The organism is Janthinobacterium sp. BJB426 (assembly GCF_002735705.1).
GTDB lineage: Bacteria > Pseudomonadota > Gammaproteobacteria > Burkholderiales > Burkholderiaceae_D > Janthinobacterium.
Genome location: NZ_PDZL01000006.1, coordinates 13048 through 25748 on the forward strand (window position 1 = coordinate 13048; position 12701 = coordinate 25748).

The following is a 12701-nucleotide window of genomic DNA, read 5'->3' on the forward strand; positions in this document are numbered from 1 at the left end:
TCGCCTCCAATTCTTACACAACAACATAAACAACGGAGCTGTTATGAGCAACAAAGGGCAACTGTTACAAGACCCATTCCTCAATGCATTACGCAAAGAGCATGTTCCTGTCTCGATCTACCTGGTCAATGGCATTAAATTGCAGGGCCATATCGAATCGTTCGATCAATATGTCGTATTGCTGCGCAATACGGTGACACAGATGGTGTACAAGCATGCCATCTCGACAGTGGTGCCGGCCCGTGCCGTCAATCTCAATATTGAATCTGAAGCGGAGTAAAGCGTTGAGCTTGACGGCCCAGCGCCTTTCACCCTCCATCGCCCCCGTCCGCGCCAGCGGCGCTGATGCGTTTGCATCGGCGTCGGCGTCCGCCACAACTCATCAGTTGCCATCATGCGCGCGGCACTAGTCGGGGTTGACTTCGGTCACAGCGACTTTGCCGCCAGCATGGAGGAACTCATGCTGTTGTCGCGTTCGGCTGGCGCCGACCCGATTTCCACCATCACGGCCAAGCGTTCCAGTCCCGATTCCGCGTATTTCGTCGGCAGCGGCAAGGCCGATGAAATTGGCGACGTCGTCGTCAACGATGGCCTGGAAATCGTCATCTTCAACCATGCCCTTTCGCCGGCTCAGCAGCGCAATCTGGAAAAGCGCCTGAATGTGCGCGTGCTCGACCGTACCAGCCTGATCCTCGACATCTTCGCGCAGCGCGCCAAGAGCCACGAGGGCAAGCTGCAAGTCGAGCTGGCCCAGCTGCAGCATCTGGCCACGCGCCTGATCCGCGGCTGGACCCACCTTGAGCGGCAAAAGGGCGGTATCGGCTTGCGCGGTCCCGGCGAGACGCAGCTCGAGACCGACCGCCGGCTGATCGGCGACCGCGTCAAGGCCTTGCGCGCCCGCCTGGAAAAGCTGCACAAGCAGCGCGAAACGCAGCGCCGCGCGCGCGGCCGCAATCACACATTTTCCGTGTCCCTGGTCGGCTATACCAATGCCGGCAAGTCGACCCTGTTCAATGCCGTGACCAAGGCCGGCGTGTATGTCGCCGACCAGTTGTTCGCCACCCTCGACACCACCTCGCGCCGGGTTTACCTGGGCCAGGAAGTGGGCAATGTGGTGATCTCCGACACGGTCGGCTTCGTGCGCGAATTGCCGCACCAGCTGGTGGCGGCCTTCCGCGCCACGCTCGAAGAAACCATCCATGCCGATTTGCTGCTGCACGTCGTCGACGCCGCGTCGCCGGTGCGCATGGAGCAGATCGAGCAGGTCAACCTGGTCTTGAAAGAGATCGGCGCCGATCATATTCCGCAAATCCTCGTGTGGAACAAGATCGATGCGGCCGGGCTGGAGCCTTCGGTGGAGCGCGATGAATATGCTACGATCAGTCGCGTATTCGTCAGTGCGCAGAAGGGCAGCGGGCTCGACCTGCTGCGCGATGCGATCGTCGAGATGGCCAGGAAGGCGCCCGGTTCGGCCCACCTGTACCAGAATGACGAATCACTGCAGGAAGATCAGTTTGACGGTCAGTACGACCAGCACGATGGCGCCGCCCCGGACCAGGACGAAGAGCCTGGCGAGGACGATAGGATTTCCACCCACTCCCAAGTCGGAACACGATAGTTATGCTTGTCTCCCTACTCAAAAAAACAGGCTTGAAGTTGTCCCTGAACGACCCCCGCTGGGGCAATCGCAAGGACGACGGCAAGAAAGCCCAAGAAGGCAAAAAGCCCGGCGAAGGTCCGCCGGACCTCGATCAGTTGTGGCGCGATTTCAATCAGCGCCTGAACGCCTTTTTCGGACAGAAGAACCGTCCCGACAACGGCGGCAATAACAACGGCGGTGGCGGTGGTCCGCGTCCCGACATGAAGGGCGCCGGCATCACCGCCGGCGTGGTCGGCGTGATCGCCGTCTTCATCTGGCTTGCCAGCGGCGCGTTCATCGTGCAAGAGGGCCAGAGCGGCGTCGTGCTCACGTTCGGCAAGTACAGCCACACCACGCCGGCTGGTTTCAACTGGCGCTGGCCGTATCCGTTCCAGACCGACGAAACGGTCAACGTGTCGCAGGTGCGCACGGTGGAAGTGGGTTACCGCCAGTCGCTGCGCAACAAGCAGGCCAGCGAATCGCTGATGCTGACGGATGATGAAAACATCATCGACATCCAGTTCGCGGTGCAATACACGCTGAAAGACCCCGTGGCGTGGCTGTTCAACACGCGCGACCAGGAAGACACCCTGCGCCAGGTCGCCGAAACGGCGATCCGCGAAGTGGTCGGCCGCAGCAAGATGGACTTCGTGCTGTACGAAGGTCGTGAAAAGGTCGCGTACGATACGCAGCAGCTGATGCAGCAGATCCTCGACCGCTACAAGGTCGGTGCCGCCATCACCAACGTGACGATGCAGGCCGTGCAGCCGCCGGAGCAGGTGCAAGCCGCCTTCGACGATGCCGTCAAGGCAGGCCAGGACCGCGAACGTCAGAAGAATGAAGGCCAGGCTTACGCCAATGACGTCATTCCGAAAGCCCGCGGTGCCGCTTTCCGCCTGATGGAAGAGGCGCAAGCCTACAGTGCGATGGTGACCGAGAACGCTGCCGGTAATGCTTCGCGCTTCAAGCAGGTGCTGGTCGAGTACCAGAAGGCGCCGGTCGTCACGCGCGACCGCATGTATCTGGAAACGATGCAGCAGGTGTTCAGCAGTGCCAGCAAGGTCATGGTCGACGCGAAGACGGGCAGCAATCTGCTGTACCTGCCGCTCGACAAGCTGATCGCCCAGACGGCTGCCACCGATGCTGCCGCTGCTGCCGCCCGTGCTGCCGCGACACCCGCAGCCAACACCGTTTTGCCACAGGAAGCCATGCCGACAGTAGAAGTCAATACGCGCCGCGACAGCCGCTCTTCGCGTGAACGGGAGAGCCGCTAATGAACCGTATCGTAGCCGCCCTGATCGCGGGCTTTATCGCGATCATGCTCTTGTCCTCGACCGTGTTCGTGGTCGACCAGCGTAAGTATGCGGTCGTCTTCGCCCTCGGTGAAGTCAAGGAAGTCATCAGCACGCCAGGCCTGTATTTCAAGCTGCCGCCGCCGTTCCAGAACGTGCTGTATCTGGACAAGCGCATCCTGACCCTGGATACGCCGGAACCGGAACGCTTCATCACGGCCGAGAAGAAGAACATCCTCGTCGACGCCTATGTGAAATGGCGCATCGCCGATCCACGCCTGTATTTCCGCAGCTTTGGCGGCGATGAAAAGCCGGCCCGCAACCGCATGTCGCAAATCGTCAAGGCGGCGCTGAACGATGAAATCACCAAGCGCACCGTGCGCGAAGTGATCTCGGGCCAGCGCGGCAAGGTGATGGAAGCGATCCTGGCCAAGGTCTCGGCGGAAGCCAAGGCCATCGGCGTGGAAATCGTCGACGTGCGCCTGAAGCGTGTCGACTACGTCGAGCAGATCAACAACTCCGTGTACGAGCGCATGAAGTCCGAGCGCGTGCGCGTGGCCAATGAGCTGCGTTCGACCGGTTCGGCCGACTCCGAGAAAATCCGCGCCGACGCCGACAAGCAGCGCACGGTGATCCTGGCCGAAGCGTATCGCGAAGCCGAGAAGATCCGCGGCGAGGGCGATGCCAAGGCATCGCAGGTCTATGCGGAAGCGTTTGGCAAGAATCCGGAGTTCTACAAGTTCTACCGTAGCCTGGAAGCCTACCGCGCCACGTTCAAGGACAAGGGCGACGTGATGGTGGTCGATCCGAGTTCGGAATTCTTCAAGTACTTCAAGGGTAACGGCACGGCCGCTCCGTCCAAGAAGTAAGGCAGCATCGACACTGCCCCCGGCCGCAAGGACGGGGGGCGGCAACAGCGGGGCCGGCGTGAATGCCGGCCCCGTTTTTTTGTGCCCGTCATGCTGTTGCGGGAAGGCGTAAAATGCGGTGTTTTTAGGGCTGTGCGGCAGCGTTTCGGAGAACTTATCCCTAAAGGCCCGTGTTTTCGCGTAAAATATCAGGTTCGGCCTCTTGCCTGGCGCGCCCGCCGCTGCCTCGCATGATGCATTTTTCAACTTTCTTCCGTATCTCGCTCCCTCATGCCGAATTGGCTTTTGCCCGAAAATATTGCCGATGTTTTGCCGTCGGAAGCGCGCAAGATCGAAGAGCTGCGCCGCCTCATGCTGGATAATTTCCGTCTGTACGGATATGAACTGGTGATGCCGCCGCTGCTCGAGTATCTGGAATCGCTGATGACTGGCGCTGGCAAGGATACCGACCTGCGCACGTTCAAACTGGTCGACCAGCTGTCGGGCCGCATGCTCGGCCTGCGTGCCGACATGACGACGCAAGTAGCGCGCATCGACGCGCACCTGCTCAACCGTGCCACCGTCACCCGCCTGTGCTACGCCGGCAGCGTGCTGCATACCCGTCCGTCGGGCCTGCACGCCACCCGCGAACCGCTGCAGATCGGCGCCGAAATCTATGGCCACGCCGGCCTGGAAGCGGATGCCGAGATCCAGGAACTGGCGCTCGCTTCGCTGGCACTGGCTGGTTTCGACTCTGTCCGCCTGGATTTGTCGCACGTTGGCCTGTTGCGCGCTATCATTGCGCAAGACGCCGCCGCCGTGCGCGACGAAGCTGCGCTGTACACCTTGCTGCGCGCGAAAGATGCGCCGGGCCTGCGCGCCCTGACCGCATCCTACGATGCCGTGACGCGCGATGCGCTGCTGGCCTTGCCGAACCTGTACGGCGACATCGATGTGCTGGCGCGTGCGCGCGAAGTGCTGCCGCCGCTGCCGGGCGTGCTCAAGGCGCTGGCCGAACTGGCCGCGCTGGCAGGATCTGCCCTGGGCCGCGCCGAAGTGGCGATCGACCTGGCCGACCTGCGCGGCTACCAATATGAAAGTGGCGCGATGTTTGCGCTGTATGTACCTGGCTTGCCGAACGCGGTTGCGCGCGGCGGCCGTTATGACCACGTCGGCGAAGCGTTCGGCCGGGCACGTCCCGCGACCGGCTTCTCGCTCGATTTGCGCGAACTGGCGCGCCTGTTGCCGACCGCGGAACGGAAGCATTCGATCCGCGCGCCGTGGGGCAGCGCGCCAGAATTGAAGGAAAAAATCGCCGAGTTGCGCAAGGCGGGCGAGGTCGTGATCCAGAGTATGCCGGGTCACAGTAATGAACAAGACGAGTTCGAGTGCGATCGCGTGCTGGTACTTGCCGATAATGGTAGTAGCTGGATTCTTAAAAACTTAGGTTGAGTGATGTCAAAGAAAATTATGGCAAAGAACGTTGTTGTCATCGGCACCCAATGGGGCGATGAAGGTAAAGGCAAGATCGTCGATTGGTTGACCGATCACGCCCAGGGTGTGGTGCGTTTCCAGGGCGGCCACAATGCAGGCCACACGCTGGTCATCGGTGGCGTGAAAACCGCGCTGCAGCTGATCCCGTCGGGCATCATGCGTCCGGGCGTCGCCTGCTACATCGGTAACGGCGTGGTCGTTTCCGTGCCGGACGTGCTGCGCGAAATCGACAAGCTGGAAGCGGTCGGCGTCGAAGTCGCCTCGCGCCTGAAAGTGTCGGACGCGGCGCCCGTGATCCTGCCTTACCACACCGCGATCGACCTGGCGCGTGAAGCCAAGCGTGGCGATGCGAAGATCGGCACCACCGGCAAGGGCATCGGCCCGGCCTACGAAGACAAAGTAGCGCGCCGCGCGATCCGTATCGCCGACCTGCTGAACGAGAAGCGCTTTGCCGAAAAGCTGGCCGAAAACCTCGATTACCACAACTTCGTGCTGGAAAACTACCTGAAAGCACCGAAAGTCGACTATCAGAAGACCCTCGACGACGCGCTGGCCTATGTGCCGCGTCTGCGTCCGATGGTCACCGACGTGTCGAGCGCGCTGTACAAGGCGCACAAGGCTGGCGCCAACCTGCTGTTTGAAGGCGCGCAGGGTTCCCTGCTCGACGTCGACCACGGTACGTATCCGTTCGTCACCTCGTCGAACTGCGTGGCCGGCAATGCCGCCGCCGGTTCGGGCGTGGGCCCAGGCATGCTGCACTACATCATGGGCATCACCAAGGCTTACACGACGCGCGTCGGTTCCGGCCCGTTCCCTTCGGAACTGCCAACGGATGCGGGCGTCGGCCACCACCTGGCGCAAGTCGGCCATGAATTCGGCACCGTGACGGGCCGTGCCCGTCGCTGCGGCTGGTTCGACGCCGCCTTGCTGCGCCGCTCCGTGCAAATCAACGGCGTGACGGGCATGTGCCTGACCAAGCTGGATGTACTGGACGGTATCGAAACGCTGAAACTGTGCACCGGCTACACCATCGACGGCGTCGCCACGGACATCTTCCCATCGGGCGCTGAAGAAGCCGCCCGTTGCGTGCCGGTGTACGAAGAGATGCCAGGCTGGACGGAAAGCACGGTCGGCGCGAAATCGCTGGCAGCCCTGCCAGCAACAGCCCGCGCTTACATCAAGCGCATCGAAGAACTGGTCGGCGTACCGGTGGACATGGTTTCGACAGGTCCGGATCGTGAAGAAACGATCGTGCTGCGCCACCCATTCGAGTAAGCTGCTGGACACAATCCGCCGCAAGGCGGATTTTTTTAATCACGCTAATAATAAGATTCCACTATCATGACTACCCCACAATCGAACGATCAACATCTCTGGGTCAACTGGGAAGAATACCACCGCCTGATCGAGCGCCTGGCGCTCAAGGTCTACGAATCGGGCTGGAAATTCGACCAGGTATTGTGCCTGGCGCGCGGCGGCGTGCGTCCTGGCGACGTGTTTTCGCGTATTTTTGATTTGCCGCTGGCCATCCTGTCGACCAGCTCCTACCGCGAAGACGCGGGCACGGTGCGCGGCGACCTCGATATCGCCAAGTACATGACCATGACCAAGGGCCCGCTGGCTGGCCGCATCCTGCTGGTCGACGACCTGGCCGATTCGGGCGTCACCCTGGACAAGGTCACGCGTCACCTGAAGGAAAACTTCCCTGACGTGACCGAAGTCAAATCGGCCGTGATCTGGCTGAAGGGCTGCTCCGTCGTGCGTCCCGACTACTTCCTCGACGAACTGCCGCACAATCCGTGGATCCACCAGCCGTTCGAAGACTACGACGGCCTGCGTCCGCACCAGTTGGCGGCGTGGATCAAGAAGGGCGAAGCAGGCAAGTAATTGCGTGCGCGCTTGCAAAAAAAAGACGATCGTGTATCGTCTTTTTTTTCGTCCAAGGAAATGCGATGACCATACTGACGACGGCGCGCCTGCGCCTGGAACCGATCAACGAGAGCCATTACGAGCGCATGCGCACGCTCAACACCGATCCCGAGGTGATGACGTATCTGAACGCGGGCCAGCCCGAGACGGAAGAGGACACGCGCGCGGCCATCACGCGCACCATGGGCCGCTGGGCCGAGTGGGGCTATTCGTGGTGGGCGATGATACGCCTCGACGATGGTGAGCTGGTGGGCATGGCGTGCCTGCAGCACCTCTCCGGCGTCAAGGCCAATCCCTTGGAAATTGGCTGGCGCCTTGCGCGCACCAGCTGGGGTCAGGGCTATGCCAGCGAAGCGGCGGCCGCCATCGTCGCGCATGCGTTCGACGTCGTCGGCGCGCCCGAAGTGGTGGCCGTGGCGCACCCGGACAATGCCGCCTCGATCAAGGTCATGACGCGCCTGGGCATGCAATACGTGGGCATGGAGCGCCATTACGACCTCGATAGCGTCGTCTACCGCCTGGCGCGCCCATGACGGCAGCGCAGAAGCCCCTGAAGCTGGGCTGCAGCTACGGCGTGCGCTTTTCACCGGATGGCACGCGCCTGGCCGTGCTTGGCCGCGACCTGGTTCTGTGGAACGTGGCGGCGCGGACCAAGCTGTGGCGCGGCAAATTCATCGCGCACATGTCGGGCATGGCCTTTTCTCCCGATGGCGGCCGGCTGGCCATCAAGAGCACGACGGGGCAGATGGCCGTGGTGGATGCCCACGCAGGTCAGTTGCTGCTGAACTTCCAGAACAAAAAGGATGGCGAAGGCTGCGGTCCCGTGTGGTCGCCATGCGGCCGGTATCTGGCCGACGGCGGCTGGGATGGCCGTCTGCGGGTGCGCGACGCGCAAACGGGCGAGGTGCTTTTCACGCAGCTGCATCCGGGCGAGATGCTGCGGGGTGTCTGCGCCATCGATGGTGGGCGGCGTTTGCTGGTCCATCATGGCGTCAAATCGGTGGACGAAGGGCAGGTGCAGCCGCCTGATTACTGCAGTGTATGGGACTGGCCCTTGCAAGACGGCGGCGGGCGCAAGGTGCTGTCGCTGCCAGGCTTGAAGTCCTGCGCGCCATCGCCGGATGGAAAGTATCTGGCCGTGCTGCACCATGCCGGTGGCGAGGAGTATCTGTCCATGTATGCGCTGGCCGACGGCCGCTGGCAGGCCAAGGTGCCCGTGGAGGCGGGTGGCGGCACGGGTAACGGCTTGCGCTGGCTGCCCGACGGCAGCGCGCTGGGACGCATCGGCAAGGGCAAGCTGCTGTTTTACGGCTGGCCCGGGCTCGGCGTCCTGGCGCAGGAAGATTTTATCTATCCCTGCGCGCTGGACTTTTTGCCTGGCTCGCCATTGGCCGCCATCGGCTCCTGGGAGTCCGGCATGCTGATGGATCTGAACCTTCACAAGGAAACCGCATGATCACCTGTTATTTGCGTTACATCATCGATCCGTATAAATTGCGGGAATTCGAAGCCTACGGCAAGCTGTGGATACCGCTGGTCGAACGCTTCGGCGGCCAGCACCACGGTTACTTTTTACCATCCGAAGGCGCCAGCAACGTGGCGCTGGCCATGTTTTCGTTCCCCAGCCTGGCCTTGTACGAGCAGTACCGCAGCGACTCGATGCAGGACGCCGAGTGCCAGGCCGCCTTCCGCTACGCCGAAGAGACGCGCTGCATCGTCAGCTACGAGCGCAGTTTTTTCCGCCCCGTGTTTGCCTGAACAGGGTCAGTCGCGCTGCGGTGCACCCAGCGGGAAGAGGTGGCGGTACGGGCGCGCTTCTTCCATCGTGCGGGCGAACGATGGGCGGGCCAGCAGGCGCGCGCGGTAGGCGCGCAGCAGGGGTAGTGTGGCGGGAATCGGCTGCGTCCAGTCCGCATAGAACAGTGAAGGAGCGGCGGCGCAGTCGGCCAAGGTGAAGTGGTCGCCAGCGGCCCAGGACCTGCCGGCCAGGCGGGCTTCCAGCCAGGTATAGGCGAGGTCCAGCTTGTCGCCGGCAAATGCGCGGCCTTCGCGCGTCTTCACCGGGTCGCCGCTCAGGGCGGCGCCAACGGCATGCTGCACGGGCGTCATCACATGCAGGTCGAAATAGCGGTCGAGAAAACGCACGTCCAGCGCCTGCATCGGGTCGTCCGGCAGCAGGCGCAGCGGACCCGGATGGGCCAGTTGCAGGTATTCGATGATGATGCTGGTCTCGGCGACATTGCGCTCGCCGTCCACCAGCAGGGGAAACTTGCGCAGCGGCCAGCGCTCCAGCCATTCCTGAAGGTGCAGGGGCTCGTCCGGCGCCAGGCAGCGGAAGGCGAACGGTATGGCATTCTCGTACAGGGCGATGAGCACCTTTTGCGTGTACGAGGAAAAGGGATGGCCGTAGAGGATCAGCGACACGATGGGATCTCCTGTCATTGCGAAGGGTTGGCAACACGCGCGTGCAGCAACGATAGTGCAATGACAGGATCAATGCAAGCGGTCCGGGCTGTTCCCGCTGGCCTCCGTGGCCCGTCCGCCTAGCCGAGGTTCGCCAGGTAGCGCAAGCCCGTGATGCTGGGGAAGAAGCAATACACGCCGCCACGCGTGATGACGCTGCGCGAGAAATGCTGCAGTGTGGTATTGCCGCTGCCCTTGGGGCCCACGCCGGGCAAGGTGAAGGAACTGACGGCCGGGTCGTTGACACCCAGAAACAGGTCCTGGCCGCTGATGTTGAGCGTGGCATTGCCCGCCTCGGGACCGGCCGGGCCGACGGCCGATTTGACGAAAATATCCTCATTGTTCCATTGCTTCATCAGGAATTCAAACTGATTGCGCAGGCTGGCATTGATGAAATAGCCGACCAGGCCGCGCTGTTCTGCGATGGGGGCGGCCGGATCATATTCGCTACCGTAGGGCATGGCGCGCCGCACGATGCGGTGGTGGCGGGCGGAGGCGCCCACGACGGCTTCGTCGCGCGGATTGTTGCGCCGGATATGCGAACCGATCGGGCATTTCAGACCCAGCGTGTCGTCCAGTTCCGGCTGTTCATCGACATAGTGAAAGCGGTTCAGGTTGGCGTCCGGCAGCACGGGCCCTGCCTCGTCCGGCCTGAGCACGAGCGGATTGCCATTGCGCCAGCGCCCGCACATCTTGGCGGCCACCATTTCGGTGCTGAGCCCGGAACTGGCCGCGCCCTGGCTCAGGATGCTATCAAACAGGGGCACGTCCTGCTCCAGGATGCGGAAGGCGGCGTAGCTGCCATTGGTGGACAGTTGCGGCGGCTGCACCTCGTAGGTGCCGCCGTTCTCATTCTGATAGCCGAGCAGGAATTCCCCCGTCATGACGCTGTTGAGCGGGTCAGGGTCGTGCTCGTGCTTGCGCTGCGGTGCGCCATCGACGTCCGGCTGGGCGATGCTGTCGCGGTAGCCGAAATGCACGCGGTTGTCTGGCAGGGCCACGCCGTCGTGTGCATACAGTTCACGCCAGCCGGCGGCAAAGGCGCGGCGGAGTCTGGCCGAGCTTGCCTCCAGCACTTCCGTCGATTCGCTGACCCACAGGCTCAGTATCGCATGCACCTGGCCCGCTTTGGTGGCCGGCCCCAGGTTGCCGAGCCAGTGTTCGGGGGCGCTGTCGCCCACGTCGCCCACGGCCTTGACGCTGGCCGGGTCGGCTGCGCCCCGTTGAAATGCCTGGTCAAAGGTGGTCAGGTCGGTCGCGGCAACGCCCAGCGCCGACAGGCCGGGAGCGGTAAAGCTGAGGTTCAGGAAGCAGGGCGGCTTGGGGCGGATATGGCGCGCGGTGGTAATGGACGGCAAGCCGTCGCTGCCGTCGAGCAGGGCCGCGATGGTGCGCCGTGCCTGCGCCGCATCCGTGATGCTGAAGATGAAATGGCGCGCCAGGTTGACGCGGTAGCCGCGCAGGATCGTGCCTTGCACGTCGTCGTAATCGATGGTGGGATCGGCCATGCTGTCTCCGGGGGCTGGGGTGGTGGCTGGCAGGGTGGTGGGGCCGCTTGCGCAGCCCCGGCGTGGTGTTCGGTTCAGACCGAGGCGAGGATTTTCTGAACGGTCTGCGGATAAGCGCTATACAGGCCATTATTGGGCACGTGCTGCGCGGCGTCGTTGGCCGTGATGAAGGCTTCAAATGCGGTCACGTGCTTCGCAACGGGCATCAACGCCTTGCCACCCACGACAAACTGCAGCAGTGCGTCGAATACCTCGCCCAGTTGGTCCACGAAATCTTCGATGTAGTCGTTGAAGCTGCCGTCATACTCGGTGATTACGCCGATGATCAGGGTATCGGAAGGGCCCACCGATTGAAGGTTGGGCAGCAGATTGGCCTGGGAGCGGTCAAGCAGGGTGAAACGGGCAAAGTGCACGGTACCGATATCGGTGAGGGCGGCATTGATCTTCGCCTGGTACTCCACCAATGTTGCGGCGATGGCGGTCGGATTGGTGCCGGGAAGTACCGGCATCATTAAGCACAGTGGATTTGCCATGGGAGGCTCCTCATTACGTGGTTGTCGGGAGGACCGACACTACGCCGCGGCGCCCGGTGCGTCAAAAACTATATTTTCGCGTCTGTTGTTAAATGTATACTATTGCAACATGATAAATATGCGAAATGTGGTCTCATGTGGATAGTTGCCGAGGCTGGCCGGCGCCGGCGGACACTCTGCCGCCAGGCTGTTCCCGCCTGTTTCAGGAAGCGCAAGTGGCGCCGTCGGCAGCGCCGGGTTCCGCAGGTTTTATTGGAGGCGCGCTGCATCGCCCGCTGTTAAAACCGGATGGGACAAGGCGCCGCCGTCCCTTCGCCGAAACCGGCGTAGCCGGACCGCGCGCTGAGGTTCAGCGACATGCTGCCTTTGTCGGGTAAATAGATGCAGTATTCACCGGTCGCCGTGGTGACGCGGTAGATGCGTTTCGGGTCGTTTGGCGCGCTGAACAGCTCAATGCGGGCCGCTTCGAACCACTTCGGCTTGACCGCCGCATGCGCTTGCGCAAATCCCTTTGCCAGGCGCGTCTGCGGCGTCTCGGGCGGCGCCACGAACTCCTGCGGATGCTCGGCGCGCAGCTGGCGGTCGATGGCGCCGGCTGCCAGCAGCGCCTGTTGCGCCAGGGTCAGGGTGCCGGTCTTCGGGGCGGCCGGTGCCGGTTCTGCCGGCAGGGCATCGTCTTGCGGCTGCTCCTGCAGCGATGCCGTCGCCTCCTTTGGCGGCGACACGCTTGCCGCGCTCGATGGATGGGCTGGCGCGCGTGCCGGCGCCGGATCGGGCTTGGCGGGTGGAATGAAGCGTTGCATTGGGCGCTGTGGCGGCATCAGCTGCAGCCAGATCCGGTCATCGTGCTCGATTCTCATGTGTGCGGGCCGCGTGGCTACCCAGAACAGCGCCAGGTGCAGCACGATAATCGCGGCGATGTAGCGGCCATGGGAACGCTGGCCGAGAGAAAAATCATGCGCTTGTCCTGCAAGGTCGATGCGCATTTGTTTCCC

14 protein-coding genes are annotated in these 12701 nt (G+C 62.6%); 10 read left to right on the forward strand and 4 right to left on the reverse strand.

Annotated elements, in window-relative coordinates:
* Positions 1 to 43: 43 nt before the first annotated feature.
* The 10 genes from hfq (at position 44) to CSQ93_RS11720 (ending at position 8960) form a co-directional block, all read left to right on the forward strand.
* Complete coding sequence (gene hfq / locus CSQ93_RS11675; RefSeq protein WP_008450615.1) at positions 44 to 280, forward strand: RNA chaperone Hfq; 237 nt, start codon at positions 44 to 46, stop codon at positions 278 to 280.
* 114 nt (positions 281 to 394) lie between these two features.
* Entirely contained in the window at positions 395 to 1618 is a 1224-nt protein-coding gene (hflX, locus tag CSQ93_RS11680) for a GTPase HflX (protein ID WP_099378209.1), read from the forward strand.
* Positions 1619 to 1620: 2 nt separating this feature from the next.
* Positions 1621 to 2913, forward strand: a complete 1293-nt coding sequence (gene hflK / locus CSQ93_RS11685) for an FtsH protease activity modulator HflK (RefSeq protein ID WP_099378210.1) — start codon at positions 1621 to 1623, stop codon at positions 2911 to 2913.
* Entirely contained in the window at positions 2913 to 3800 is an 888-nt protein-coding gene (hflC, locus tag CSQ93_RS11690; RefSeq protein ID WP_099378211.1) for a protease modulator HflC, read from the forward strand. Before hflK ends, hflC begins: the two co-directional genes overlap by 1 nt.
* 270 nt (positions 3801 to 4070) lie before the next feature.
* Complete coding sequence (locus CSQ93_RS11695) at positions 4071 to 5231, forward strand: ATP phosphoribosyltransferase regulatory subunit (RefSeq protein WP_035820702.1); 1161 nt, start codon at positions 4071 to 4073, stop codon at positions 5229 to 5231.
* A 3-nt stretch (positions 5232 to 5234) separates the two neighbouring features.
* Positions 5235 to 6548, forward strand: coding sequence for an adenylosuccinate synthase (locus CSQ93_RS11700; RefSeq protein ID WP_034752021.1), 1314 nt, complete (start codon positions 5235 to 5237; stop codon positions 6546 to 6548).
* 66 nt (positions 6549 to 6614) lie between these two features.
* A complete protein-coding gene (locus CSQ93_RS11705; protein ID WP_034752020.1) occupies positions 6615 to 7160 on the forward strand; it encodes a phosphoribosyltransferase in 546 nt (181 codons plus the stop codon).
* Positions 7161 to 7225: 65 nt separating this feature from the next.
* The gene (locus CSQ93_RS11710) at positions 7226 to 7735 is read left to right on the forward strand and encodes a GNAT family N-acetyltransferase (protein ID WP_099378212.1); all 510 of its coding nucleotides are present in this window, start codon (positions 7226 to 7228) and stop codon (positions 7733 to 7735) included.
* Positions 7732 to 8658: a WD40 repeat domain-containing protein gene (locus CSQ93_RS11715; protein WP_099378213.1), complete on the forward strand. Its 927-nt coding sequence runs from the start codon at positions 7732 to 7734 to the stop codon at positions 8656 to 8658. Before CSQ93_RS11710 ends, CSQ93_RS11715 begins: the two co-directional genes overlap by 4 nt.
* Positions 8655 to 8960 carry an NIPSNAP family protein gene (locus CSQ93_RS11720; protein ID WP_034752016.1) on the forward strand — a complete coding sequence of 102 codons (306 nt, stop codon included), beginning with the start codon at positions 8655 to 8657 and terminating at the stop codon, positions 8958 to 8960. The genes CSQ93_RS11715 and CSQ93_RS11720 overlap by 4 nt, the downstream gene beginning before the upstream one ends.
* 6 nt (positions 8961 to 8966) lie before the next feature.
* On the opposite strand, the gene CSQ93_RS11725 is transcribed toward CSQ93_RS11720, so the two are convergent.
* From CSQ93_RS11725 to CSQ93_RS11740, 4 genes are all read right to left on the reverse strand, one after another.
* Positions 8967 to 9626, reverse strand: coding sequence for a glutathione S-transferase family protein (locus CSQ93_RS11725; protein ID WP_099378214.1), 660 nt, complete (start codon positions 9624 to 9626; stop codon positions 8967 to 8969).
* A gap of 119 nt (positions 9627 to 9745) precedes the next feature.
* Positions 9746 to 11173: a Dyp-type peroxidase gene (locus CSQ93_RS11730; protein WP_099378215.1), complete on the reverse strand. Its 1428-nt coding sequence runs from the start codon at positions 11171 to 11173 to the stop codon at positions 9746 to 9748.
* A 74-nt stretch (positions 11174 to 11247) separates the two neighbouring features.
* Positions 11248 to 11706: a hypothetical protein gene (locus tag CSQ93_RS11735; RefSeq protein ID WP_158301205.1), complete on the reverse strand. Its 459-nt coding sequence runs from the start codon at positions 11704 to 11706 to the stop codon at positions 11248 to 11250.
* 278 nt (positions 11707 to 11984) lie between these two features.
* A complete protein-coding gene (locus CSQ93_RS11740; RefSeq protein WP_099378217.1) occupies positions 11985 to 12692 on the reverse strand; it encodes a hypothetical protein in 708 nt (235 codons plus the stop codon).
* Positions 12693 to 12701: the final 9 nt, after the last annotated feature.

What these genes read in the sequence shown, in the direction of transcription:
- hflK (WP_099378210.1), top strand. Translation starts at nt 1,621, where the DNA reads ATGCTTGTCTCCCTACTCAAAAAAACAGGCTTGAAGTTGTCCCTGAAC.
- CSQ93_RS11705 (WP_034752020.1), top strand. Translation starts at nt 6,615, where the DNA reads ATGACTACCCCACAATCGAACGATCAACATCTCTGGGTCAACTGGGAA.
- CSQ93_RS11695 (WP_035820702.1), top strand. Translation starts at nt 4,071, where the DNA reads ATGCCGAATTGGCTTTTGCCCGAAAATATTGCCGATGTTTTGCCGTCG.
- CSQ93_RS11710 (WP_099378212.1), top strand. Translation starts at nt 7,226, where the DNA reads ATGACCATACTGACGACGGCGCGCCTGCGCCTGGAACCGATCAACGAG.
- hflC (WP_099378211.1), top strand. Translation starts at nt 2,913, where the DNA reads ATGAACCGTATCGTAGCCGCCCTGATCGCGGGCTTTATCGCGATCATG.
- hfq (WP_008450615.1), top strand. Translation starts at nt 44, where the DNA reads ATGAGCAACAAAGGGCAACTGTTACAAGACCCATTCCTCAATGCATTA.
- CSQ93_RS11730 (WP_099378215.1), bottom strand. Translation starts at nt 11,173, where the DNA reads ATGGCCGATCCCACCATCGATTACGACGACGTGCAAGGCACGATCCTG.
- CSQ93_RS11720 (WP_034752016.1), top strand. Translation starts at nt 8,655, where the DNA reads ATGATCACCTGTTATTTGCGTTACATCATCGATCCGTATAAATTGCGG.
- CSQ93_RS11700 (WP_034752021.1), top strand. Translation starts at nt 5,235, where the DNA reads ATGTCAAAGAAAATTATGGCAAAGAACGTTGTTGTCATCGGCACCCAA.
- CSQ93_RS11715 (WP_099378213.1), top strand. Translation starts at nt 7,732, where the DNA reads ATGACGGCAGCGCAGAAGCCCCTGAAGCTGGGCTGCAGCTACGGCGTG.
- CSQ93_RS11740 (WP_099378217.1), bottom strand. Translation starts at nt 12,692, where the DNA reads ATGCGCATCGACCTTGCAGGACAAGCGCATGATTTTTCTCTCGGCCAG.
- hflX (WP_099378209.1), top strand. Translation starts at nt 395, where the DNA reads ATGCGCGCGGCACTAGTCGGGGTTGACTTCGGTCACAGCGACTTTGCC.
- CSQ93_RS11735 (WP_158301205.1), bottom strand. Translation starts at nt 11,706, where the DNA reads ATGGCAAATCCACTGTGCTTAATGATGCCGGTACTTCCCGGCACCAAT.